We start from the raw sequence: 24,665 nt of genomic DNA, 5'->3' as shown, positions 1-24,665 counted from the left end.
ATTATGTTTTTCTAAAATCTATTAAGCACTCTGATAAGTCTTGACATCAGCATCTCCCCATAAATCTTCTATGCCATAATGGCTTCTTTTTTCTGTTTTGAAGATATGCACGACGACATCTACAAAGTCAATCAGAATCCATTCTCCGTTTCCATGACCTTCCTTATGCCAGGGATCCTGACCCAGCGCTTTGAAAATCTCTTCTTCTACACTTTTAGCGATCGCATTGACCTGCGTAGTTGAGTCTGCATGGCAAATTACAAAATAATCGGAGACGGAACTGTTAATATTTCTCAAATCAAGCCGCACTATTTCATTTCCTTTTTTCTCCTGCATTCCATGAACAGCAATCTCGGCCAGCTTTGAAGATAATCCTGCGTTTTTATTTTTAACCATTAAAAATTATTATAGTTTTGATCTTTTAATTCTTTAATCCTCTTTTCTGTGCAAAATAACACATTTCTGCGACTTTACATGGGTCTAAACTTAATAAAGTTGGACCGGGTGGCTTCTACAAATGATTATTTCAAAGAACAACTGTCAAATTTCAAGCCACTTGAAGAGGGTTCTGCCATTATGGCAACAGAACAATTTCAGGGAAAAGGCCAAAGAGGTAATGTCTGGAGATCAGAACCTGGCAAAAACCTCACTTTAAGCATCTTACTTTATCCTTCTTTTTTAGAGGTGTCCAAACATTTTTTTTTAAATGTGGCAATAAGTCTGGGGATTGCAAAATGGTTACAGACTCAAACAAAGGCACAAATAAGTGTAAAATGGCCAAATGACATCATGGCTGACCAAAAAAAAATCTGCGGAATTCTTATAGAAAATCAAGTTAAAAAAGATGTTTTTTCGAGTAGTATTATCGGAATGGGGATAAATATCAATCAAACTGATTTTCCTGCTGAAATCAGTCATAAAGTCTGTTCTTTAAAAAAAATACTGCAACAAACAGAAGACATTTGTATAGAAAGCCTTCTTCCTGAACTCTTTTATTATTTAGAAAGACAGTATAACCGGTTAAAAGACGGGGAGGAGACCGAATTATTAAATGACTATAATTCAATCCTCATGTGGCGTAATGAAAAACATAATTTTCTTATTGACAATGTAAAAGTTGAAGGAACTATAACAGAGGTAGACATGGACGGATTACTATGGGTTGATTTCGGCAAAAAGGTCGTATCTTTTAATTTAAAAGAGATCGCCTATCAGTTATAGGCAACGACAATTTTACTTTGATATTAGTTTAAGAAAGAACTTTTACGTTATTTTTGTAGAAGGTTAATTAAACCTTTTAATGAGATTCGTATTCATAAATAGAGGTATAACATATTTAAAAGATAAAAATGAAAAAATTAAGTTTATTAATCGTTGCTATATTATTTACGGTAGTAAGTGCGCAGGCACAAATTCTGAATCCTGTTAAGTGGTCTGTTGCCACTAAAAAGACAAGCAATACAGAAGCAACAGTGTATATAAAAGCAACTATTGACAAAGGATGGCACATTTATTCTCAGAATGTGGGAGAAGGCGGCCCTGTAGCTACTTCTTTTACTTTTACCCCTTCTAAAGACTTTACATTAGCAGGTAAAACAGTAGAGCCGACTCCAAAATCAAAATATGAGGATGCCTTTAAAATGAATGTGAAATTCTTTGAGAAAGAAGTTATTTTTGCTCAAAAAGTCAAACTTAAAAAAGGACAGACAGCAGTAAAGGGTAAGGTCGAATTTATGGTGTGTGATGATTCCCGTTGTCTTCCACCGGACGAATATGCTTTTACTGCACAGATCAAGTAATTTAAAAATATTAAGTTAATATGAATTTGGCGGTAAACTCGTTTACTGCCTTTTTTTTATTTTTACTATTTCTTATTCATAAACATGAAAAAACTTCATTTTCTTTTACTTACGTTATTTCTAACATTTTCAACGGCTTCATTTGCATTGAATGTACAGGATAGCAGCTCCACTGATAGCTCTGTATTGACGGAGATTCCTTCAGATCTGGAGTTTTCAGATGGTCAGGATGAAGCACCTTCTACAGATACTATTACAGCAGATACGACCGTCGCAAAGCAGATTACACAGGCTAATACAACCGACAGTAGTCAGGAGAAATCGCTCTGGACTATTTTTATTGCCGGATTGGTTGGCGGATTTCTTGCCTTTCTGATGCCATGTATCTTCCCTATGGTTCCGTTAACAGTGAGTTTTTTCACAAAGAAAGCCGGTAGCAGAGCAAAAGCTGTACAGCAGGCGCTCTTGTATGGTTTCTTTATTATTGTTATCTATGTTGCGTTAGGAATGCTGGTCACCATAACCTTTGGTTCTGATGCACTGAATGCCTTATCAACAAACGGATTCTTTAATTTCTTCTTTTTTATTTTGTTGGTTGTTTTCGCAGCCTCCTTCTTCGGAGCGTTTGAAATTACACTGCCAAGCTCATTTGTTAATAAGATAGATTCGAAATCGGATAAAGGCGGTCTTATAGGATTATTTTTCATGGCTTTTAGTCTTGCAGTCGTATCCTTCTCCTGTACCGGCCCTATTATCGGAACATTACTTGTCGATGCTGCCTCCAAAGGAGATCGTCTGGGTCCGGCGATTGGGATGTTAGGGTTTTCGGTTGCATTGGCTATACCTTTTGCATTGTTTGCCTTATTCCCATCCCTGTTAAAGTCAATGCCAAAATCAGGTGGATGGCTGAACAGTGTTAAAGTAGTTCTGGGATTTTTAGAACTAGCATTAGCCTTAAAGTTTCTTTCCAATGTAGATCTGGCTTACCACTGGAACTGGCTTGACCGGGAAGTATTTCTTTCTCTTTGGATTGTGATCTTTGGCCTTATGGGACTTTATTTGATCGGTAAGATCAAGTTTTCCCATGACAGTGACCTAGCTTATATGTCTGTGCCCCGCACGCTGTTAGCTATCATTGTATTTTCTTTTGTTGTCTACATGGTTCCAGGACTGTGGGGAGCTCCGCTGAAATCTATTTCTGCTTTTCTTCCTCCTTCAGCAACTCAGGATTTTGATCTTAGTACAGGTGTAGCAGCAGGCCCGGCGGCACACGATGGTAAGGTAAAGAAATATGCAGAGATCTTCCATGAGCGTGGTACACCAAAAGGATTTGATCCGTACTACGATTATGATCAGGCGCTGCAGACTGCAAAGGAAGTAAACAAGCCGGTAATGATTGACTTTACAGGATGGAACTGTGTCAATTGCAGACAAATGGAAGCTAATGTATGGACAGATCCAAGAGTTGCCAAACTGTTAAAAGAAAAATTTGTTATGGCAGAATTATTTGTGGATGACAAGACCGAGCTGTCTACTGAAGAACAATATGTTTCTAAATTCAGCGGCAAAAAGATTCGTACTATAGGTAATAAAAACAGTGACTTTCAAGCCTCTGCATTCAATAGTAATTCACAACCGCTATATGTTATTGTAGATACGGAAGGTAATGTATTAGTACCTCCAAGCGGGGCAGATTATAATATTGACAGCTACATCAAATTTTTACAAAGCGGTTTAGATGCTTTTAATGCCAAAAAATAAGATTTCTTATTATCTTTGAATATATGAGTAAGATCCAGAATATTGCCGTATTAACATCAGGAGGAGACGCTCCCGGAATGAACGCTGCCATCCGTGCAGTTGTCCGTACAGGTATCTATTATAATTTAAATGTTTTTGGTATCCGTAGAGGATATGATGGAATGGTAAGTGGAGATATTATCAGTATGGATGCCAAATCCGTAGCTAATATTATCCAAAGAGGCGGAACGATACTTAAAACTGCCCGAAGTGATGAATTTCGCACAATAGAGGGCCGACAGAAAGCCTATGAAAATCTGAGAAAGCACGAAATCGATGCATTAGTCGTGATCGGAGGAGATGGAACATTCACCGGAGCTTCAAAATTTATTGAAGAGTTTGATTTTCCGGTCATGGGTTTACCGGGAACTATCGATAACGACTTATTAGGAACTGATTTTACAATTGGTTACGATACAGCTATCAATACTGTTGTAGATGCTGTAGATAAAATCAGAGACACTGCAGAATCACACGATCGTCTTTTTGTCATTGAAGTAATGGGTCGTGATTCAGGTTTAATAGCTCTTCGCTCCGGAATAAGCACTGGAGCTGAGGCGGTATTGATTCCGGAAATCAAAGTCGATTATGATGCCATTATGACTCGTCTTGATAAAACACGTAAGAATAAAGCTTCCCGTATTATCATTGTCGCCGAGGGAGATCAGGAAGGCGGAATGGTTGTGGCAGATAAGATCAAAGAAAGCTTTCCTTCATACGATGTGCGCCTTTCGATATTAGGTCATATACAGCGCGGTGGATCACCAACATGTATGGATCGTGTATTAGCGAGCCGTGTAGGTGTAGGAGCTGTCGAAGGACTGATCGAAGGCCGAAGAGGTGAAATGGTGGGATTGATACACGGAGAGGTCAAATACACCCCGTTCAGCAAAGCAATTAAACACATTGATAAAATTGATGACAATCTGACAAGAATTGTCGAGATTCTATCTCTATAAAATAAGAAAGGAGGAGCAAAAATGCTCCTCCTTTCTTATTTTAACAATGTATTTCTATACGCATCTGTTATCTCAGGCAGCTTAATATCCTGTCCTTCTTTTTGCAGTGAATCCGCAAAATTATTAGTTTCTCCAAGAGCCTTAATGTAGGCTTGCACTACATCGTCCTCTACATTGATTTCCTTTCCTTCCCTAATATCGACCTGATAGCGGTTATTTACCAGTTTGACATGACCATAAAACCGATAGGCAGCAGCTTTCAGCAGGGATAAATCTTTCTGTGACAACTGATCGATTCTCGCATCAGCAGGGAGGTTAACTTCAATAAATTCGCCATCCTTTGCCAGCTGATCAATGGGTATATCTAAGGGTACACTGGCCAAAGCAGAAAGGTTAATAATAGCCACTCCTTCTTTCTTAGGAGATTGACAAGCTGAAGTTAGAAACAAAGCAATTAATAAGGAATAGAATATCCGCATCTTAAATAGTATTTTGAATGAATACAAAAGGCTTTCCATAATTGAAAAGCCTTTTTGTATGGTTCTTACTTTTGATTTATTATTTCAGAATCTCAGAGAGTTTAGCGACAAGAGCTTCTCCTCTCAGATTGGACGCCACGATTTTACCCTGAGGGTCAAGTAAAAAGTTCTGAGGAATACCCCGGATTGAATACAATTCAACAACAGCTGATCCCCATCCTTTTAAGTCAGAAACATGTGGCCATGCCTGAAGATTATCTGCTTTAATTGCATTTACCCAGGCATCCTTTTTTCCCTCCTGATCCAAAGAAACGCCAAGTACTGTGAAATTTTTGTCTTTAAACTGATTAAATGCTGCTACGACATTTGGATTTTCATGTCTGCAAGGTCCACACCAGCTTGCCCAAAAATCAACCAGCACATATTTACCTCTCAATGAAGAGAGTGCCAAAGGTTTGCCTGTTGTATCAGGAAGCGTAAAGTCCGGCGCTACAGATCCAACCGCTAATTTCTTCAGATCTGCAATTTTCTGTTCCAGCGCTTTTCCTTTTTTACTGTTTTTCAGTTCAGCTGACAGGGATTTGAACTGAGGTTCTACAAACTCACTTACGGATTCCGGATCAAGTTTTTCTTCCAGGAGACTTAAGGAAATAAAGCTATTAGGGTTTGCTTTTACATATTCATCATTGACTACCTGCTGTTTTTCAAAGATAGCCTGTGCTTTTTCCTGAAGAGCTCCTACAAATTCCTGATCATTTTTCTGCTCGGCAGTAGCTGCCATATATTCATTATTCAAGGCCGCAAACTGTTCCTCAAAGGGCTTAATCACCTGCTTGTACGCAACAAGATTATCATTGATCTGATTGCCACTGATTTTCGCATCCTTCAGGATCTTATCTCCTTCAATCTTCACCACTCCTTTTGAAAGGTATACTGCTGTCAGATCAGGTTGCGGAAGAGACTGAGGATCGAGACCTTCCGGAGAAAGAACTACAAATGCCTGAACCGGCTCTGTAACAGTACCATGAAACTTAAATTCACCTTTCACAACTGCTGTAGAATCGAGAAATGCCTGGCCATTATCTCTATATTGAATATATGCCTTAGCTTTATCACCAACATTGGCAAGTTTTCCATGAACAGTAAAGTCCTCTTGCGCAAATACCAGTGCAGGAATAAGGCTAAGTCCTAAAAAAATTGATTTCTTCATTATTATTAATTCTAATTTGTTTAAAATCTATGTCCGCTATCTATTATAACGGTTATTAAAGAGTTTTCTGCGGATATCTTTACAAAAATTTTGTTACCATCTTCCACTTGCTCCGCCGCCGCCAAAGCCGCCGCCACCGAAACCTCCAAAGCCACCGCCACCTCCGCCGCCGAAGTCACCTCCGGAAGAACCGCCACGGCCACCTCCGCCTAACATACCATTCAACAATGTCCACCAGATCAGATCGTTAGCACCACGGCCGCCAATTACTCGACCGCCACCATTACCGCCGCCACCGCCACCTTTTCGGGCAGCCAGCACAATAATGACGATAACTACAAAAATAATAATCTTTAATATACCTCCTCCTGAAGGTTGTCCCTGAGTCCTGTCAGACGGATCACTCCGATACTCACCTTTTGTATAAGAGATCAATGCACTCGTAGCCCGGTCAATTCCTGCATAATAGTCACGCTGCCGGAATGCAGGTTTGATTTCATTCTCAATGATTCTGTATGCTATAGCATCCGGCACTGCACCTTCTATTCCGTATCCGGTCTGTATAGTCACCGCCCGGTCTCCCAAAGCTACTAACAGTAAAATACCATTATTGTACTTTTTATTACCTACTCCCCACTTTTGTCCCAGTCTTACAGCGTAATCCGCAATATCGTAATCACCGGTTGTATTCATCACCACTACAGCAATCTGTATGGAAGTAGAATCCTCAAAAGCCAGCAACTTACGTTCAAGCTCCTGTACTTGTGTACTATTTAATGTGTTTGTATAATCATTAACCAGACGATTAGGAGTTGCAGGAAAATCCTGAGCTCCTGCTCTCAACAATAGCATAAAGAAGAGCGAAAGCAGGAACATCGATCTTAAATATGCTTTTTTAATTTTAGACATATTATCTATACGTATATGAGTCATTAGTTATCACCAAAATAAACCTCATTCGGCAATTCATTGATATCATCTGAACGACGAGGGTAAAAATGCTGAAGTTTTTTCGCCACATTGTGTACACCGGCAATTAAACCATTGGCAAGTTCACCTTTCCTAAATGATTCTGCCATTAATTCCTTTGTAGACTCCCAGAAATCACCTTCTACCCGCTCGTTAATACCTGCGTCACCTATGATAGCAAAGACATGGTCGTCTGCAGCCATATAGATGAGGACACCATTTCGCTGAACGGTATTATGCATTTCCAGTTTCCCGAAATAAGATACTGCTCTTTTTATAGGATCCTTGTCTTTACACACACGTTCCATAACAATCCGTATCTCCCCGGAGGTCATATTTTCAGCCAGACTTATCGCGTGAGCGATCTTTTCCTGTTCTTCGCTATTTAATATCTGCATCTGCAAGATTAAAAAAAGATGAACAATCCGGATCTGGGATCCGGATCGTCCATCTTATGTATGATTTTCATTAAAATGATACCTGAGGAGCTTTATCAGATCCCTCAGCAGCTTTAAATGTCCCTTTTGATTTAAACCCGAAGATTCCGGCCATAATATTATTCGGAAAACTTCTTACAGTAGTATTGTAATCCTGGACAGCTTCATTGAACGCTCTTCTTTCTACAGAAATACGGTTTTCTGTTCCTTCAAGCTGCGCCTGAAGTTCCAGAAAGTTTTGATTTGCTTTCAGATCCGGATAAGCCTCTACACTCACTAATAATCGTCCGATAGACTGAGAAAGTGCATCCTGAGTCTGTTGGTAATTAGCGATTGATTCTTCTGTAAGGTTAGAAGGATCTACTGTTACAGATGTTGCTTTGGCGCGAGCTTCGACAACCGCAGTCAAGGTTCCCTCTTCATGCTTTGCGGCACCTTTAACGGTATTAACCAAATTAGGGATCAAATCTGCACGACGCTGGTAGGCATTTTCGACCTGAGCCCATTTTGCTTTTACATTCTCATCTTTGGAAACCATTGTATTGTAACCGCAGGAACTGAATGACAATGCTGTGAATAAGCCCACAATTGCTACTAATAATCTTTTCATGTGTAAAGTTTTAATCTAATTAACTTTTAAATATACTAAAATGTTTTTATACCACATGGGTATAGCAAAGCACATACCAATAGCATTCTTCTCCAGCTTATTTATAACACCGCTATCCCTGGGTGAAATATTGTCAGTGAATCCTTATCTTTGTGTCGTTTTGGGATAAAAACCCAGCCAGACCATGCAAAAAGAAATAGAATTAGCCATTGCTCCGGAGTATATACAGGATGAGGCTTATATCCTCGAAAAAGGAATTAAAGAATTGCGCCTGCCGGCAGGACGTATCAAAGGATTCAAAGTAAGAAAACGCTCTATTGATGCCCGGGGCAGGAATGTTGTCTTTCGCATCAGGGTAATCTTTTTTATTGACGAAGAGCCTGTTAACAGTATTTTTCATTCAACTCTTTCTACTGTAAAAGACGCCAAACCGGTCATTATCATAGGTGCAGGCCCCGCAGGCTTGTTTGCGGCGTACAGATGTATTGAACGAGGCCTGAAACCTATTGTTATCGAACGTGGGAAGCCCGTCCGTGAGCGACGCCGGGACTTAGCAAAGATTACGCGCGAAGGTGCGGTCAATCCTGAATCCAATTATTGTTTTGGGGAAGGAGGAGCTGGCACATATTCCGATGGAAAGCTCTATACCCGGTCTGACAAACGTGGTGATGTACAAAATGTATTACAGATTTTTGTCAATCACGGAGCAACATCGGATATTCTGGTGGATGCACGTCCACACATCGGCACCAACAAACTGCCCCATATTATAGAAGCGATGCGGGACACCATTCTGGAATATGGCGGAGAATTTATCTTTGACCAGCGTGTCACTGATATCAACGAATCCTTTGGCAATGCTAGAGGAGTCACACTGGCAAACGGATCGCAACTCAAAGCTGAACATGTGATTCTGGCTACGGGACATTCCGCACGCGATATTTTTGAACTTTTCAGACAAAAGAACTGGTTAGTAGAAGCAAAAGCTTTTGCACTGGGTGTACGGATCGAACATCCGCAGGAAATTATTGATCAGGCGCAGTACCATTGCAGCACCCGCCATGAAAATCTTCCTCCAGCCTATTACAGTTTGGTAGAACAGGTCGATAACCGGGGTGTATTTTCATTCTGTATGTGTCCCGGAGGGATAATTGCACCCTGCGCCACAGATGAAAATGAAATCGTTGTAAATGGCTGGTCTCCTTCCAGGCGTAATAATCCGCATGCAAATTCAGGTACAGTTACACAAATCAATCTGGAGGATGTACCCAATGCTGCCACTGATCCCTTTGCTTTATTGGATTTCCAACGTCAGATCGAACAGAAGGCATTCCGCTTAGGCGGAGGCAATCTCGTTGCACCAGCTCAACGTATGGTCGACTTTGTAGAAAAGAGAGTTTCCAAAGATCTGCCCTCAAATTCATACAAGCCTGGTACTGGAAGCGTAGATCTGGATGAAGTGCTTCCTGATTTTGTGTTTAAGGCTTTGCGGGGAGCATTACCTGTATTTGGCAAAAAGATGAAAGGATATTATACTAATGAGGCCATATTAGTAGGTGTCGAGTCTCGGACTTCTTCTCCTGTACGTATTCCCAGAGATAAGGAAACCTTACAACATCCACAAATAAAAGGACTTTATCCATGTGGTGAAGGAGCAGGATATGCCGGCGGTATTGTTTCGGCAGCTATTGATGGCATTAACTGTGTGAATGCCATATCATTACTATAAAGTTGAAATTTTATTTGTCAGAATAAAGCACAAACCGTATTTTTGCATTACCAAAAGCGAAAGTAGCTCAGTTGGTAGAGCACAACCTTGCCAAGGTTGGGGTCGCGAGTTCGAATCTCGTCTTTCGCTCAAAAGGAAAGCCTTTGAAGATCTTCAAAGGCTTTTCTTTTTTATATAACCTTCTACGAATCTACACTTTCTGCTAAAATTTGTTTTCCGTTTAACTTTAGAATTCTTACTTTGACGGCCTAATCTTTATTATAAAAATTCTATCCCGACATGATCTTCAAAAGCAGAAAAGACCCGTTAGTTCTTGGAATTATTTTCACCTGTTGTCTAACAATAATAGTCTTCTTACTGATAATGTATATCAAAGAAAGGGCTACTCTGTTTCAAATCCTTATTTCGCTTACCCCTGCTTTGACAGCAACAGGGATATTACTTTGGATGACTTTCCGTATAACGTATACCATCGGGCCGGAATCCATTGATTGTATAGCGGGATTTTATAAAGAACGAATACAGATAGATGCTATAAGAAGAATTGATAGAGATACCACTATGTGGATGGGATTTAAACTTGCAGGAGCAAGAAAAGGCATCATTATTTATTACAATACATACGAGGAAGTATACCTGAGCCCTGACAATAACGATCAATTTATAAGGGAATTAATCAAAGTAAATCCTGCTATAGACATTCATAAAAAAAGCGTTTAAGATTGCTCTTAAACGCTTTTTGAAATCTTTATATTTCTTAGTCTCTCAATCCGGCATCTACCAGATTTTCGACATATTGACGTACTACCGGATTAGAAAATCTTGTTGTTACATCAAATGCAAACGCATGTACCAAAAGCAGTCGGGCCGACTCTTCGCCGATACCACGGGCTCTCAAATAAAACAATGCATCATTATCAAATTGTCCCATTGTACAACCGTGCGAACATTTTACATCATCTGCAAAGATCTCCAGCTGAGGTTTGGTATATACCGTCGATTTATCACCAATCAACATATTATTGTTTTGTTGAAAAGCATTCGTTTTCTGTGCATCCTCGCGAACAAAGATTTTACCATTAAAAACGGCAGTAGAAGTATCCTGAGGTATGTTTTTATACCACTCATACGATTCACAATGTGGTTTCATATGATCTACTACGGTATGATTATCGACAAACTGGTTATCAGCAGTCAGATTAATTCCGTACAGGTGACTTTCTACATATTCAGCATCTAATCTTACGTTGATATCATTACGGACAAAAGTTGCTCCCGGGAAATTACAGTTATAATTATTATATAAACTATATTTTTCCTGATATACTTCAGTATGATTGAAATAATGACTTACAGATTCCGAAACCTGAAGATAGTAGTGTTGTAATTTTGCATTTTCCTGCACTACAATTTCAGTTACTTTATTCTGTACATTCTTCGCTGCTCCTTCTAAAGTAATGAAGGATTCGATAATCTCGGCTTCTGCATTAGGCTCCAGTACGATCAGATTACGGGTTTGCGTGAAAAAATCTTCCGCTCCGGTCGCTACGTGCACTATATGAATAGGCTTTTGCAGTGCTTTGCCTTTTGCCACATCTATATATAAACCTGATGTATACAACGCTGTGTTCAACGCTACAAAAGGATTCTGTGTCTTATCGGCATATTGTGCAAAATGCGCAATAAAATTACGTTCCTGTGCTGCATCATCAATAGGCTTCACTGTCAATCCGATCTCTTCTTCAAGTGAAGAAAATGCCAGTACATACTGACCGTTTACCAAGACTATGCGATGTGCATCCAGATCCGGAATATCAGCTTTACTGAAATCCAAACCATCAATATCCACATCCGGATTCAAAACATATGTTTTGTTTACCAGACTGTGAACATTTGTATATTTCCAATCTTCATTTTTCACAGTTGGAAAACCAACCTGACGAAATTTGTCAAAAGCATCCTGACGTAATTTAGTCAAGGCTACAGTTTCGGAAGCACTTTCCTGCTCCTGAAAACCGTCTACCAATTGTTGAAATAATGAATCTGCTATCAATGTACTCATGTTATTATCTATCCGTCTGCTTGCTACTTCATCCATCCGCTAAGATCCTCAAGCATTTTGTGTGTCTAATTCTTTTAACCAATCGTAACCTTTTTCTTCCAGCTCCAAAGCAAGTTCTTTCGGACCCGATTTCACAATACGTCCATTGTAAAGTACGTGAACAAAATCCGGAACAATATAATCTAATAAACGCTGGTAGTGTGTGATCACAACAAAAGCATTGTCTTTTGAACGTAATTGGTTAACACCGTTTGCGACAACGCGTAATGCATCAATATCCAAACCGGAATCTGTTTCATCCAGAATAGATAATTTTGGATTCAACATCGCCAATTGAAATATTTCATTACGTTTTTTTTCACCACCTGAAAATCCTTCGTTTAATGAACGGTTGGCAAGATTTGCAGAAAACTCTACAAGCTTCTGTTTTTCTTTTACCATCTGTAAGAATTCTTTAGCTTCCATCGGCGCTAAGCCTTTATAAGCACGAATATCATTTACAGCTGTCTTCAGAAAATTAATGTTTGAAACTCCGGGAATTTCTACCGGATACTGAAAAGCCAGAAACAAGCCTTCACGGGCGCGATCTTCCGGAGAAAGATCCAATAAATCTACACCATCCAATAAGGCTGTACCATCTGTTACTTCGTAGCTTTCACGACCAGCCAATACATTTCCCAATGTGCTTTTTCCGGCACCATTAGGCCCCATAATAGCATGAACCTCTCCTGCTTTCACTTCAAGATTTAAGCCTTTTAATATTTGTTTGTCTTCAACAGACGCATGTAAATTCTTAATACTTAACATATTCTTTATCATTTGGAGATCAGCGGTATTGTTCGGCAAATTGCTCTACTTCTGCTGACAGCTCCTTATATTTTTGTCGATATTTAATTTTATATATGATTCCGCTTACTATCCAACACTTCCCTCTAAGGAAATAGCCAGTAACTTCTGTGCTTCTACAGCAAACTCCATCGGCAATTGATTCAGTACCTCTTTGGCATACCCATTAACAATAAGCCCTACCGCCTTCTCCGAATCAATTCCTCTTTGATTAAGATAGAACACCTGATCTTCCCCGATCTTAGAAGTCGTGGCTTCATGCTCCAGTACGGCTGTTCTGTTTTTATTTTCGATATAAGGGAAAGTATGCGCTCCACATTTGTCTCCTATCAATAAAGAGTCACACTGTGTGAAATTTCTGGAATTGTCCGCATTGGGACCGATCTTCACCAATCCTCTGTAGCTGTTGTGGCTTTTCCCAGCGGAAATCCCTTTAGAAACAATCTTAGAACGTGTATTTTTTCCCAGGTGAATCATTTTTGTACCTGTATCAGCGACCTGCATATTACGTGTCAATGCTACAGAATAAAATTCACCGACAGAATTATCTCCTTTGAGAATGACTCCGGGATATTTCCATGTAATAGCTGATCCTGTTTCTACCTGTGTCCAGGAAATCTTACTGTTATCACCTTTACAGATACCTCTTTTTGTTACAAAGTTGTAGATACCACCTTTACCGTCCTTGTCACCAGGGTACCAGTTTTGAACAGTAGAATATTTAATTTCAGCATCTCTTTGAGCAACCAGTTCTACTACTGCAGCATGTAACTGATTTTCATCACGTGTAGGAGCAGTACATCCCTCCAAATATGAAACGTATGATCCTTCATCTGCAATAATCAGCGTACGTTCAAACTGCCCGGTATTCTGCGCATTGATACGGAAGTAAGTTGACAGCTCCATCGGGCATCTTACGCCTTTAGGAATGTAAACGAAAGATCCGTCCGAAAATACTGCAGAATTCAATGCAGCATAAATATTATCTGTCTGAGGAACCACTGTTCCCAGGTATTCTTTTACTAATTCAGGATATTCCTGCACAGCTTCTCCAAAAGAACAGAAAATAACGCCTTGTTCTTTTAGTTTTTCACGGAATGTAGTCTTGACAGATACAGAGTCAAAAACAGCATCTACCGCTACTACACCGGCCAATATCTTTTGTTCATCCAATGGAATTCCCAGCTTTGCGAAGGTAGCCAGCAATTCAGGATCCACTTCATCCAGGGAATTCAACTGTGGTTTTGCTTTAGGGGCAGCGTAGTATGAAATAGCCTGAAAATCAACCTCCGGATTTCTAAAATTTTGCCAGGTAGGCATCTTTAACGTCAAAAAATGACGGAAAGCTTTCAAACGCCACTCCAATAACCACTCCGGCTCATTCTTCTTTTCGGAAATAAGTCGAACCGTATCTTCTGTCAAGCCTGTCGGAGCAATATCCATTTCAATATCAGTTGTAAAACCGTATTTATACTCCTCCTGCTCCAGCTCTTTTAAAATATCGTCATCTTTGGTACTCATATCTCTGCTCTTAATCAAAAATCTTCTGAGCATTATCACTCAGTTTCAAGCTACAAAGGTACGACTTTAGAACCTAAAAAAATACTTTTTAATCGGTTAGATGGCTTATTTATGACAAAAAATATGACTTACATCACTTTTGTTCTTTCTTATCCACTGCAATCTCACTCCACAAGGGTAAAAATAACATAAACACCTAAAAACAAAATAGTTAAGCGAAAATTTAAACTTTTTATGTCAAGAATAATTGTTTATATAAAGAACCTATAACCAAATATTATTCGGATATTTTTTATTATCTTTACATTTAATCATAAAACTAAATTGAAAATATGCCTTTTCAGCCTGACAAAACTGACTTAAAAATTTTGAAGCTTCTTCAAGAGAACGGTCGGGTGACCAACCTGCAGTTAGCTTCAAGCATTGGCCTTTCTCCTGCCCCAACGCTGGAACGCGTACGTAAGTTGGAGAATTCCGGATTCATCAAAAGCTATCATGCTTTTGTGGATGAGGAGAAGCTTGGGCTGGGAATCAAATCTTTTATACAGATTTCTTTAGATTTTCATACCCATAATGCAATTCCTGAATTTGTGGAAGCTGTAAAGGGAATTCCGGAAGTAACAGAGTGTCACCACGTGACCGGAAATTGTGATTTTATCTTAAAAGTGTATGTCAAAGACATTAAAGCTTATGAAGCTGTCATCATGGAAAAGATATCTAAAATCCCTTTTGTAAAGACATTCCAGACGATGATGATCATGTCTACCAGTAAAAAGGAGCCTATCATCCCTTTGGAGTATTAGCCTATGGATAAGACTGTACCTGAGTTTAAAGATTTTGCATTAATTCTTGCCTGGCCCGATTCAACAATACGGGGCGATGAGGCCTGGATGATGTTTTTCAAAAAAATAGGGATCGTAAAAAATTTAAATTTCAAAGTCGGTCATACTGGCATCGTACTGGTCAGTGCATCCTCCGGAGAGCTGTTGTATTATGATTTTGGCAGGTATATCTCCCCACGAGGACATGGAAGAGCCCGATCTAAAGAATCAGATCCAAGACTGACCATCGACTTTAAAGCCCGGTTTGACAAGGAGGGAAAAATAAGCAATCTGGAAAACATTGTCCACTACTTTGAGTCTATGCGGGAAGATATGCAGGGGTTCGGGGAATTGTATTTCTCAGTAGCAGAAGATATCAACTTTGATCAGGCGAAAAATTATGCGGATACTGTTGTACTTCAGGGATCTACACCCTACGGAGCAGTAGCTCGTGGAAATAATAACTGTTCCCGGTTTATTACCCGACTTCTATTCAATTCCTCTCAGAAATACACCTGGTTGCACTGGATTAATTTTCCGGAAACAATCAAGTGCAGCCCCATTAGTAATGTTGTAAATGCAAATAACTGCAGATCTGTTTACTCCTACAGTCCGGCAAATGGTTTAAAAAACTTCAGAATGAACCGCTGGCAATCGTTTTTATTCCTACTCAGCAAGTTGGCAGATAATGTACGGAGCAAGAAAGCAGCTTTACTACCTGATGATCTTATCATTGGCGGAATGGAGTGTGACGCTAAACCGACTTCTATTCCGGAACATGCTCAATATCTGGGTGGAGTGGGTGAAGGAGCATGGTATGCTTTCCGTATCATGGAAGATCGGAAAATAACCGTCTCCCGTTATACCCCTACAGGGGAGTGGGAATATGCAGTAGTCGGAGTGGCCGATCCGGCTTTGGATCCGGAACTCCCCTTTCAAATTACGTATGACAGTCATCTCCTGACAACACATGTTATCCAGGCTGGTGTGAAATTTAACATCAGGCATGTGAAGAGACTTTCAAACACGGAGCTTCCATTTCCGAGAACTGCAGAACAATCTGCCTAATCCGTTTCTATCCGCCAGTCTATCGGCAATCTTCCATGACCTTTTAAATATTCATTGGCCTGTGAGAAATGTTTACAACCAAAAAAGCCACGGTACACAGACAAAGGTGAGGGATGCACTGCAGTCAGAATCAGGTGCTTACTTTTATCAATCAGAACTGCCTTTTTCTGAGCATAACTTCCCCACAGAATGAATACGACATGCTCGCACTGTTCCGAGATTTTTTGTATGATCTGATCTGTAAATAATTCCCACCCTCTTTTTTGGTGCGAACCCGCCTCATGCGCTCTTACAGTAAGAGTTGCATTAAGCAACAGCACCCCCTGCCTGGCCCATTTCGTGAGGTTGCCAGTTGCAGGATATTTAAATCCCGGAATATCTGTCTGCAATTCTGAATAAATATTGCGCAGAGAAGGGGGAAGAGCAATACCATCCGGCACAGAAAAAGAAAGACCATGCGCCTGGCCATCATTGTGATAGGGATCCTGCCCCAATATAACAACCTTAACCTGATCCAGAGGAGTCAGTTTAAAAGCATTTAAAACCAGATCTTCCGGGGGAAAGATAAGGCAACGTTGCCGTTCCTGCTGTACAAATTGTGACAATGACCGCATATAAGGTTCTTTAAAGAGTGGCTTCAAAATCACATCCCAACTTTCATCATAACGCTTTTCCATATTTCAAATTTACAATTTTTACAATTTTATGCTGCCAACAAGTTGTACTTGCGGCTAAATTAACGGATATTTGCAATTTAAAGTACAAAATCAAAGACACATGTCAAATCTAATTCGAATTATTATCAGCTGTCTGCTGTTAGTCGGTACCGTCGTCCTTTTTTGGTCTGGACAATGGGGATGGGGAGTTTTAGGCATTCTGATCACTATATTAGCCTGGGTAACGGTATTTTTCAATGAAAATATGCTGTTAGCTCAGTGGTTTATGCGTAAGGAAAAAATGGAAAAGGCAGAACAGTGGTTAAACAGAATTACAAACTATGAAAAACAACTGATCCCTGCACAGCACGGATATTACAATATGCTAATCGGGCTTATCGAATCCAGAAGAGCACCTTTACAATCTGAAAAATTCTTTAAGAAGGCCCTATCACTGGGACTTCATATGGATCATAATATAGCCCTTGCAAAATTGAGTCTGGCAGGTATCGCCATGGCTAAGCGCAACAAAAGAGAGGCTGAGAAGTACTTACAGGAAGCGAAGAAAGCGGATAAAAATAAATTGCTGACCGAGCAGATCAAGATGATGAAAGATCAGATGGGTATGATGGATCGTCAACAAATCCGATATTCAAGATAACACAAAAAGGCTGTCATTTACAAATTGACAGCCTTTTCTATAAATTTACCAGCTTCAGTGCTATCCTCAAAAACGAGCTTCACAACTTTCGCTTTATTTCCTTTCGCCCAGTTATCTACTGTAATCTTAAAAGCTACCGGAACTTCATCTTCCATGAAATAGTGAAGGTAATTCTGTCTGTCGGACAGCTTAATCAACACTTTTCCCATCTGCATTGTGGAATACATATACGTCTGCCCCTTAGCGTCCAGCACTTGAGTTGCAAATGTATTCAGCTTAAATTCTCTCGGATTTTTTTGATAGGAGATTAAAAAAAGATCCAATGTCAGTGTTTTGGTCTTTGCATCCACACTTACATTTTTAACATCGACCTGAATATCATCGACCAATTCGGGCACAGTATCGGATTCCTGCGCTGAAGACAGATCAGGAATGACCAGCATTCCCAAAAGAAGGATACAGTAACATATTACATTTTTCTTCATAACTATTATTAACGTTTTAACGCCGGCTTCATTGCGCTGCCGGGTTGAATCACTAAAAATAGTAATTTATCACAAAAAACAACAAGACTCTGTTTCGTAAAGTATTATAGTCTGATCCATATCAGCATATATACTCAATAAATTTTCATAAATTAGAAACTATTGAGGGTGGAGTAAAAGGATGTTATTATTCTAATCTACTATCCTGATGCAGTAACAGACACAAAGAAATGAACGATTCCAAATTTAATATTGCTGTTCTAATAGATGGAGACAATGCTCAGGCGAGTCTGATTAAAGAATTAATAGCTGAAGTCTCCAAATACGGGAAGGCTACAATCAGACGTATTTACGGAGACTGGACAAGTCCGCAAATGAATAGCTGGAAAGATATATTAAACGAATATTCAATAAATCCAATTCAAAAATTCTCTTACACTTCCGGAAAAAACTCTACTGACAGTTCCCTTATCATAGATGCGATGGATATTCTGCACGGTAAGAGTGTGGATGGCTTCTGTATTGTATCCAGTGACAGTGACTATACCGGATTAGCGAAGCGGATCAGGGAAGAGGGGCTGTTTGTTATGGGAATAGGCCGAAAGATTACGCCTATCGCATTTGTTAACTCTTGTGAGATTTTCACTTTCACAGAGAATCTGGTAGAAGTAGAAGAAATTGCTGCTATTCCTGCGGATAATAAAAAAAGACCGGCAAGAGCCATTGCTGAAAAGATTAACAAAAAACCGGAGTCTGTTAAAATCACCAAAGCTACCTTACCCAAATCAGAAATGATCAAAATTGATAAAGCATTCTCAATTGCGACAAATGAGGATGATGAAACTTTTATTGCTAAAATAGGACTGGCTTTACGAAAGATTGATCCGAGTTTTGACGCCCGTACTTTTGGATTCAAAAATCTTACCCAGCTATTAGACAGTCTGGATAAATATGAAATTATAAAAAATGAAGTTAACGGATTAAATCATCCTCTTGTTAAGCTGAAATAGCTTAAAAAACCTTTATAAGCAAGTACAAAGCATTATGCATTTACGGACATTTTATGAATATGCCGTATGTGAGACCACACGGCTTGCCCTAAGCTTTTAAACTCGATATATCCTATTCCATGATCCTTGCAGGTCTGCTTTACAAGTTTATTGATTTCCGGATAATGAATATGGCTGATCTTAGGAAACAGATGGTGTTCAACCTGATAATTAAGCCCTCCGAGTAACCAGGAAAGCAATTTATTATTTGTTGAGAAATTGGCTGTTGTTTCAAGCTGGTGAACCATCCACTCTTCTTTTATATCTTCATGTTCCTTTACAGTAGGGAAATGGGTTTCACCTACAACATGCGCTAACTGAAACACAAATGCAAGGCATAAACCACAGCTCACAAAAGCGATAACAAGACCTATGCATGCGGCCTGCCAACCGGCAAAGCAGACTGGTAAGACAATAAAAATCCCCAGATGAAAAACCTTGGTTATCCAAAAAATAGCCTTCTCTTTTGTGGGAAAGCGAAAACTTTCGCCTCCTTTATTCATTGTTCCTCTGAAATATTTCTCATAATCCTGATAGAATACCCAGGCCATATACGATATGGAATAAAGCAGAATAAAGTAGATATATTGAAATCTATGATACCAGCGAAAGGGCTGGTCATCGTGCAGCCGCATAAACTTTACATCTATATCGTGATCGTGCCCTTGTACGTTGGTATAGGTATGGTGAGCAATATTATGTTTGAGTTTCCAGAAGAAGATACTCCCTCCCAAGAGATTGAGACTGTAGGAGAATACACGATTAACTTTTTTATTTGCAGAAAAAGTATCATGCCCTGCATCATGCATAATATTAAAACCAATACCAGCCAGATTGCATCCGAATATGATACTTAATATAATTCCTAACCAGGCTGGATAAGAGAAAAAAACAAGAAATACATATATGGACAGGGCCGATACAATAAGCAGAATTGCTTTTAGAAAGAGACGAAAATCTCCAACTTTTTCTTTAGAAGTCGTACCGAAATATTGATTTACTCTGTTACGGAGGTCTTTGGAAAATAATGAGCTACCATTATTTATGAATTTTATTTTTGACATTAGATAAAATTACGCTCCGAATAGAGCACTGATATTAATGATCTTGTCAGAATGTAGTGTTCAAAGATAACAAAATAAAAGAGCTAAGGATCCATTTCAAAGTTAAATATATGTTAATAACGTTTTGACCGGTGAACCATTTTGCTGACAAATGCCCTGTCCAATTAAATAAAACAGAGACAATTGTATAAAAGTGCATTTTTTCAGATATAGCTGATTTCCAACTTTTTTAGTTTTTTTTGTTACAATTGCAATATGTTAAAATGGCATAAAACAACAATTAAGGCCTTTTACCATAATGAAAACTTTTTTTAAAAGTATTTCGAAATTTAACCAAAATAAAACCGTACTCTTGTATAAATAATTTTAATACAATACAATGAATACAGGAACTGTAAAGTTTTTTAATGAAACTAAAGGATTTGGTTTTATTACTCCTCAAGATGGTAGTGCTGATGTTTTCGTACACACTACAGGACTTAAAAACCAAGTTAGAGAAGGTGACGAAGTTACCTACGAAGTAGAGCGCACTCCAAAAGGATTGAACGCTATCAATGTGAGATTAAGCTAATTACTACTATAGTTTTTTTTGCATAAGCAGTTTTTTTTATTAAGAACTGCTTTTTTTGTTTCCTGTTAGTGCTTCAACGCTAAATCTTATCTTTCTCCTGCGTCTCTGAAAGCAACACCATTTCGTACAGATTCTCAATAATCTCATTGGCTGTCGCCATTATGATGTCATGTGCTTCCCCTGCAAAGAGACATTTTTTATTTATGAATGAATTTTGATATTGGATCTGAAGGAAAACCGTTCCTACTGGATTCTCAGCACTAATGGCTCTATCTTCAAATGCAAATCCCGTGACAGCAACAGCGATGTGCGCTTCATACCTATCCTTTAGGCCATTTAATAAGGCATTTGTAACCTCTTCAGATACAGCACCGGCTTTTTGGATGAGATCCGGCTCAACACCCAGACTCAATATTTTCATATCATCATGATAACAGACAATTGAACCTAAGAAGTAATCTCCGGAATTAATTTCCAGACTTATCACGGATGCTACAAATCCTGCTGTCATACTTTCTGCAAGAATGAGTTTAAGATTTTTTTTAGAAAAGTAAGCCCCGCAGAAGTTCAGTTTATCGTTATTAATCTCCATGTGCAATGTTAAGTTTATGTGCTAAAAGGCTATTTTACCTCCTGTAGCCGGAATAGTTGCTCCCGAGATATAAGAAGCGGCAGCAGAGGCCAGGAATACAAAAACAGGTGCAATCTCAGCTGGCTGCCCCGGTCTTTCCATAGGTGTATCTTTACCAAAATTCTCATGATCGGGAATCGTGGAAGGTATTAGCGGGGTCCATACCGGACCTGGAGCTACTGCATTTACACGAATGCCATTATCAGCTTCCAGCATCATCTGCGCCATATTGGCTGTAAAGTTTTGTATAGCAGCTTTTGTCGCAGCATAAGGTAAGAGTATCGGATTAGGGTGATACGCGTTTACAGATGTTGTATTAATGATGCTGCTTCCTTCCGCCATATAAGGCAAAGCCTCATGACATAAGTAAAACATCGCATGTACATTTGTGTCAAATACCTCCCGCCATTCGTCAGCTGGTATGGAGTCGAAATCCTTATAAGTCCGCTGATAAGCGGCATTGTTTACTAAAATATCTATTCCACCCCATTCCTCTACAGCTTTCGAAATCAGTAACTGACAATGTCTCTCATCTCTAATATCACCCGGCATTAATATCGCATTTGCTCCGGCCGCTTCAACCCAGTTTTTGGTATCGATGGCATCTTCGTCTTCATTGAGATAGGAGATTATTACATCTGCACCTTCTCTGGCAAAAGCGATGGCAATAGCTTTACCTATTCCCGAATCTCCACCTGTGATTAACGCTTTCTTGCCTTGCAGGAGTCCATTTCCCTTATACGAATTCTCTCCGTGATCAGCCTGAGGATCTAATCCTTTTTCAAGACCGGGTGGATATTGTTCCTGTTTTCTAAACGGTGGCCCGGGATATTTATGAATAGGATTTACGGGCTTATTAATTTCTTCCATAACATAATTTTTACTACCCTATCTATCCTTAAAAAAGACAAAATAGAGTATTGCCAGAATTACTACTGCAATTAAGATGGTCCAGTATATCGCATATCCTGCTGGTTGATCATCCGGTTCTTCCAAGATAGTCTTTGCTACTTTTTTCTTTCTGAATAACATGGCGTTCCTTTCTATCTAATATCCGTGTTAGAGGTATCGGTTACATTCGAATCGATAGGCATTACCAAAGAGTCCGCCTGATTCTGATTATAACGCGTGTCTTCTCCATTTGTAGGCGGTACAGTAGTCGATTGTCCGCTATTATCTGTTTTAGAATTTCCACATGCAGCCACAGAAAGCATACAGCCTGCAGCGAGCATCAATATTAATTTTGTCTTTTTCATAGTATTATGATTTTTAATGGGTAAAAATCTGTATACTATAAAAACACCCTTTATCAACAGTAAGTTTACAACTGTGTCGATAAAGGGTGTTTATACTGAAATTCTGCGTATTTATACGGGGGAATCTATTTTGCTGATTTTTAATCAATTAATCCATTAAGAATAGCAAATTTAATCAATGCAGGAGTATTTTTAGATTTTGTCTTATCGATTAGACTTTGTCTGTGTCCTTCTACAGTTCGCTTACTCAGAAACAAACGTTTTGATATTTCCAGATTTGTAAGGCCTTCGCCCAACAATTCCAGAACTTCCAGTTCACGAGAGGAAAGGTCGAGTTCAGCAGGATCAATTTTGGTAGGTTGTGTTACTGATTTTTCAATAAGCTTATCAATAAACTTCATTGTCAATTCTTCACACAGGAATCTTCCTCCCTTTGCGACGTGATTGATGCAGAAGATCATTTCTTCCGCAGCCACATTTTTTACCAGATAAGCTTTAGCTCCGCTTTGGAAAGATTTGGAGACATGCTGATCACAATCCAGCATGGTAAGAACAATAACCTTAAGAGCAATATTACGGGATTCTATCTCTTTCATGAGTTGAAGACCGTCAATATTATGCATACTCAGATCGGTAATCAGGATATCGGCCTCTGTTCCTGAAGTCAAAAGATCTAATACTTCTTTTCCGCTTCCCACCTCCCCTACAACTTCAAAATTGTCCTGAGAATCCAACAATAATTTGATTCCATTTCTGACCACCAGGTGGTCTTCTGCTAATATTATTCTGATTTTTCTCATATTCATATTACTTGCAATGTTACAAGCACGGTAGTTCCGGTATTTTCTGTTTTTATTTTTATATTTCCATTATAGAAATTGATTCTGCTCTGAATATTTCTCAATCCAGACCCTTTTTCCATACATTCCTGTACATCTTTCTTAAATCCTTTTCCATTATCTCCAACTTCCACATTTACCCAATCATCTTTCATTGTTACTTTTACCCGGATTCTTGTGGCTACAGCATGCTTCATGCAATTGTTCAGGAGTTCCTGTACAATCCGGTAAACAGCGAGTTTCATCTCATCAGATAATTGTTCGCATTTCTCCTGTACCAGCGGAATGACCTGAAAATCCGGAATAGTAATCCGTTCAGACATAGAGCCAATAGCTGCTTTCAATCCAAAATCATTCAGTACAGATGGAACAAGATCCATGGATATATTCCTGATCTGAAAAATAGCTTCATTTAACATTTCTTTGATAGGTAGCATCCAATCTTTTTCTCCCGATTTTAAAGTCTGGTGTTGAAGATTAAGCCGGATTGCATACAGTAGCTGTGCAGTACTGTCATGTAATAAATGTCCAATATTTTGTCTTTCCTGTTCCTGAGTAGCAATAATAGTATGGTAGATCTCTTGCTTTAATTCCAGCAACTGACCATTTGGACTAAACTCTTTATCAAAGATAAGCAAACAATATTGCTCATCGCCAACCTTTGTTTTGTACTTACGAACATAAGTATCTGTCATTAACACCTTGTTTTTGTCCTTTACAAATCTCAAACTTACCAGTAACGGAGTCTTTAATGCCTGACTATTCTGTAAAACAGATTTTAAACTAAGCGCATCCTCTCCTGCCAGAAATTCAAAAACCTGCCGACCCAACATTTCTTTCGGTTTATACTCCAGCATCTTTTCCAGCTTCTGATTGAGACGTCCTATTTGAAAATACCGGTCAAGAAGCAGAATCCCAAACGGCCCTTCTTTGAAAAAAATATCGAAACAGAGTTGGTCCCGATCAAAATCTTCCTCGAACAGCGAATACTGCCCTTTGATGTAGTCAGACTCATTCTTTTGATCGCTAAAGTTATTTGCTCCGTTCTCTATTTTTTTGTTCATATATTTCCGATGATTCCGCCTTTTAAGATTAGGTATACTATCCTTTTTCTCATGGTATCCGTCGTAATACAACAACTCT

The 24,665-nt window shown here is 39.1% G+C and carries 28 protein-coding genes and 1 tRNA gene; 12 read left to right on the top strand and 17 right to left on the bottom strand.

All coding sequences use genetic code 11. The annotated features are described in order from the left end of the window. Positions 1–21: 21 nt before the first annotated feature. A complete protein-coding gene (gene rsfS / locus I6J02_RS07965; RefSeq protein WP_201681198.1) occupies positions 22–396 on the bottom strand; it encodes a ribosome silencing factor in 375 nt (124 codons plus the stop codon). 108 nt (positions 397–504) lie between these two features. Between rsfS and I6J02_RS07960 the strand changes: the two genes are divergently transcribed. From I6J02_RS07960 to pfkA, 4 genes are all read left to right on the top strand, one after another. Next, complete coding sequence (locus I6J02_RS07960; RefSeq protein WP_236582353.1) at positions 505–1,221, top strand: biotin--[acetyl-CoA-carboxylase] ligase; 717 nt, start codon at positions 505–507, stop codon at positions 1,219–1,221. 128 nt (positions 1,222–1,349) lie between these two features. Then, entirely contained in the window at positions 1,350–1,799 is a 450-nt protein-coding gene (locus tag I6J02_RS07955; protein WP_201681196.1) for a protein-disulfide reductase DsbD domain-containing protein, read from the top strand. Positions 1,800–1,883: 84 nt separating this feature from the next. Further along, on the top strand, positions 1,884–3,560 hold the full coding sequence (locus I6J02_RS07950) for a protein-disulfide reductase DsbD family protein (protein WP_201681195.1): 1,677 nt from the start codon (positions 1,884–1,886) through the stop codon (positions 3,558–3,560). Positions 3,561–3,583: 23 nt separating this feature from the next. After that, the gene (pfkA, locus tag I6J02_RS07945; protein WP_201681194.1) at positions 3,584–4,558 is read left to right on the top strand and encodes a 6-phosphofructokinase; all 975 of its coding nucleotides are present in this window, start codon (positions 3,584–3,586) and stop codon (positions 4,556–4,558) included. Between the two features lie 35 nt (positions 4,559–4,593). Here the strand turns inward: pfkA and I6J02_RS07940 are convergent, their stop codons facing one another. The 5 genes from I6J02_RS07940 to I6J02_RS07920 form a co-directional block, all read right to left on the bottom strand. Continuing rightward, complete coding sequence (locus I6J02_RS07940) at positions 4,594–5,076, bottom strand: hypothetical protein (RefSeq protein ID WP_236582352.1); 483 nt, start codon at positions 5,074–5,076, stop codon at positions 4,594–4,596. A gap of 40 nt (positions 5,077–5,116) precedes the next feature. Next, positions 5,117–6,247 carry a TlpA disulfide reductase family protein gene (locus I6J02_RS07935; RefSeq protein ID WP_201681193.1) on the bottom strand — a complete coding sequence of 377 codons (1,131 nt, stop codon included), beginning with the start codon at positions 6,245–6,247 and terminating at the stop codon, positions 5,117–5,119. A 93-nt stretch (positions 6,248–6,340) separates the two neighbouring features. Further along, entirely contained in the window at positions 6,341–7,180 is an 840-nt protein-coding gene (locus I6J02_RS07930; protein WP_201681192.1) for a TPM domain-containing protein, read from the bottom strand. Further along, positions 7,180–7,614, bottom strand: a complete 435-nt coding sequence (locus I6J02_RS07925; protein WP_201681191.1) for a TPM domain-containing protein — start codon at positions 7,612–7,614, stop codon at positions 7,180–7,182. Before I6J02_RS07925 ends, I6J02_RS07930 begins: the two co-directional genes overlap by 1 nt. Positions 7,615–7,684: 70 nt before the next feature. Then, the gene (locus I6J02_RS07920) at positions 7,685–8,263 is read right to left on the bottom strand and encodes a LemA family protein (RefSeq protein WP_003009126.1); all 579 of its coding nucleotides are present in this window, start codon (positions 8,261–8,263) and stop codon (positions 7,685–7,687) included. A 184-nt stretch (positions 8,264–8,447) separates the two neighbouring features. On the opposite strand from I6J02_RS07920, the gene I6J02_RS07915 reads away from it, so the two are divergent. From I6J02_RS07915 to I6J02_RS07905, 3 genes are all read left to right on the top strand, one after another. Next, complete coding sequence (locus I6J02_RS07915; RefSeq protein WP_201681190.1) at positions 8,448–9,992, top strand: NAD(P)/FAD-dependent oxidoreductase; 1,545 nt, start codon at positions 8,448–8,450, stop codon at positions 9,990–9,992. A gap of 56 nt (positions 9,993–10,048) precedes the next feature. Beyond that, a tRNA-Gly gene (locus tag I6J02_RS07910) sits at positions 10,049–10,121 on the top strand. A gap of 234 nt (positions 10,122–10,355) precedes the next feature. Beyond that, positions 10,356–10,712, top strand: coding sequence for a PH domain-containing protein (locus tag I6J02_RS07905; RefSeq protein ID WP_201681189.1), 357 nt, complete (start codon positions 10,356–10,358; stop codon positions 10,710–10,712). A 37-nt stretch (positions 10,713–10,749) separates the two neighbouring features. On the opposite strand, the gene sufD is transcribed toward I6J02_RS07905, so the two are convergent. From sufD to sufB, 3 genes are all read right to left on the bottom strand, one after another. Next, on the bottom strand, positions 10,750–12,054 hold the full coding sequence (sufD, locus tag I6J02_RS07900; RefSeq protein ID WP_236582351.1) for a Fe-S cluster assembly protein SufD: 1,305 nt from the start codon (positions 12,052–12,054) through the stop codon (positions 10,750–10,752). 48 nt (positions 12,055–12,102) lie between these two features. Next, positions 12,103–12,861, bottom strand: a complete 759-nt coding sequence (gene sufC, locus I6J02_RS07895; RefSeq protein ID WP_037460381.1) for a Fe-S cluster assembly ATPase SufC — start codon at positions 12,859–12,861, stop codon at positions 12,103–12,105. Between the two features lie 108 nt (positions 12,862–12,969). After that, complete coding sequence (gene sufB, locus I6J02_RS07890; RefSeq protein WP_201681187.1) at positions 12,970–14,421, bottom strand: Fe-S cluster assembly protein SufB; 1,452 nt, start codon at positions 14,419–14,421, stop codon at positions 12,970–12,972. 332 nt (positions 14,422–14,753) lie between these two features. Between sufB and I6J02_RS07885 the strand changes: the two genes are divergently transcribed. Both I6J02_RS07885 and I6J02_RS07880 read left to right on the top strand, forming a co-directional pair. Then, positions 14,754–15,224 carry an Lrp/AsnC family transcriptional regulator gene (locus I6J02_RS07885; protein ID WP_002998128.1) on the top strand — a complete coding sequence of 157 codons (471 nt, stop codon included), beginning with the start codon at positions 14,754–14,756 and terminating at the stop codon, positions 15,222–15,224. A gap of 3 nt (positions 15,225–15,227) precedes the next feature. Continuing rightward, positions 15,228–16,310 carry a DUF6695 family protein gene (locus I6J02_RS07880; protein WP_201681186.1) on the top strand — a complete coding sequence of 361 codons (1,083 nt, stop codon included), beginning with the start codon at positions 15,228–15,230 and terminating at the stop codon, positions 16,308–16,310. Here I6J02_RS07880 and ung read toward each other — a convergent pair. Continuing rightward, on the bottom strand, positions 16,307–16,987 hold the full coding sequence (ung, locus tag I6J02_RS07875) for a uracil-DNA glycosylase (RefSeq protein ID WP_201681185.1): 681 nt from the start codon (positions 16,985–16,987) through the stop codon (positions 16,307–16,309). The two genes, I6J02_RS07880 and ung, sit on opposite strands and share 4 nt — an antisense overlap. A gap of 100 nt (positions 16,988–17,087) precedes the next feature. On the opposite strand from ung, the gene I6J02_RS07870 reads away from it, so the two are divergent. Next, positions 17,088–17,627, top strand: a complete 540-nt coding sequence (locus tag I6J02_RS07870) for a DUF2892 domain-containing protein (RefSeq protein ID WP_201681184.1) — start codon at positions 17,088–17,090, stop codon at positions 17,625–17,627. 17 nt (positions 17,628–17,644) lie between these two features. Here the strand turns inward: I6J02_RS07870 and I6J02_RS07865 are convergent, their stop codons facing one another. Next, complete coding sequence (locus tag I6J02_RS07865; protein WP_201681183.1) at positions 17,645–18,112, bottom strand: hypothetical protein; 468 nt, start codon at positions 18,110–18,112, stop codon at positions 17,645–17,647. A 230-nt stretch (positions 18,113–18,342) separates the two neighbouring features. Between I6J02_RS07865 and I6J02_RS07860 the strand changes: the two genes are divergently transcribed. Further along, a complete protein-coding gene (locus I6J02_RS07860) occupies positions 18,343–19,122 on the top strand; it encodes an NYN domain-containing protein (RefSeq protein WP_037460383.1) in 780 nt (259 codons plus the stop codon). A 32-nt stretch (positions 19,123–19,154) separates the two neighbouring features. On the opposite strand, the gene I6J02_RS07855 is transcribed toward I6J02_RS07860, so the two are convergent. Beyond that, positions 19,155–20,225: a fatty acid desaturase family protein gene (locus I6J02_RS07855; RefSeq protein ID WP_201681182.1), complete on the bottom strand. Its 1,071-nt coding sequence runs from the start codon at positions 20,223–20,225 to the stop codon at positions 19,155–19,157. Between the two features lie 379 nt (positions 20,226–20,604). On the opposite strand from I6J02_RS07855, the gene I6J02_RS07850 reads away from it, so the two are divergent. Continuing rightward, complete coding sequence (locus I6J02_RS07850) at positions 20,605–20,796, top strand: cold-shock protein (RefSeq protein ID WP_002998145.1); 192 nt, start codon at positions 20,605–20,607, stop codon at positions 20,794–20,796. Positions 20,797–20,875: 79 nt separating this feature from the next. Here the strand turns inward: I6J02_RS07850 and I6J02_RS07845 are convergent, their stop codons facing one another. The 5 genes from I6J02_RS07845 to I6J02_RS07825 form a co-directional block, all read right to left on the bottom strand. Continuing rightward, a complete protein-coding gene (locus tag I6J02_RS07845) occupies positions 20,876–21,388 on the bottom strand; it encodes a CinA family protein (protein WP_201681181.1) in 513 nt (170 codons plus the stop codon). Positions 21,389–21,409: 21 nt separating this feature from the next. Then, positions 21,410–22,297 (bottom strand): SDR family oxidoreductase, encoded by an 888-nt coding sequence (locus I6J02_RS07840; RefSeq protein ID WP_201681180.1) that lies wholly within the window; start codon positions 22,295–22,297, stop codon positions 21,410–21,412. Between the two features lie 173 nt (positions 22,298–22,470). Continuing rightward, positions 22,471–22,683: a hypothetical protein gene (locus I6J02_RS07835; protein WP_201681179.1), complete on the bottom strand. Its 213-nt coding sequence runs from the start codon at positions 22,681–22,683 to the stop codon at positions 22,471–22,473. A gap of 140 nt (positions 22,684–22,823) precedes the next feature. Further along, positions 22,824–23,483, bottom strand: coding sequence for a response regulator transcription factor (locus I6J02_RS07830; protein ID WP_002998156.1), 660 nt, complete (start codon positions 23,481–23,483; stop codon positions 22,824–22,826). 2 nt (positions 23,484–23,485) lie between these two features. Beyond that, entirely contained in the window at positions 23,486–24,586 is a 1,101-nt protein-coding gene (locus I6J02_RS07825; RefSeq protein WP_201681178.1) for an ATP-binding protein, read from the bottom strand. Positions 24,587–24,665: the final 79 nt, after the last annotated feature.

The organism is Sphingobacterium spiritivorum (assembly GCF_016725325.1).
Taxonomy (GTDB): Bacteria; Bacteroidota; Bacteroidia; order Sphingobacteriales; family Sphingobacteriaceae; genus Sphingobacterium.
Note: the sequence above shows the minus strand (reverse complement) of the source record. Positions and strands in the feature narration are given on the sequence as shown.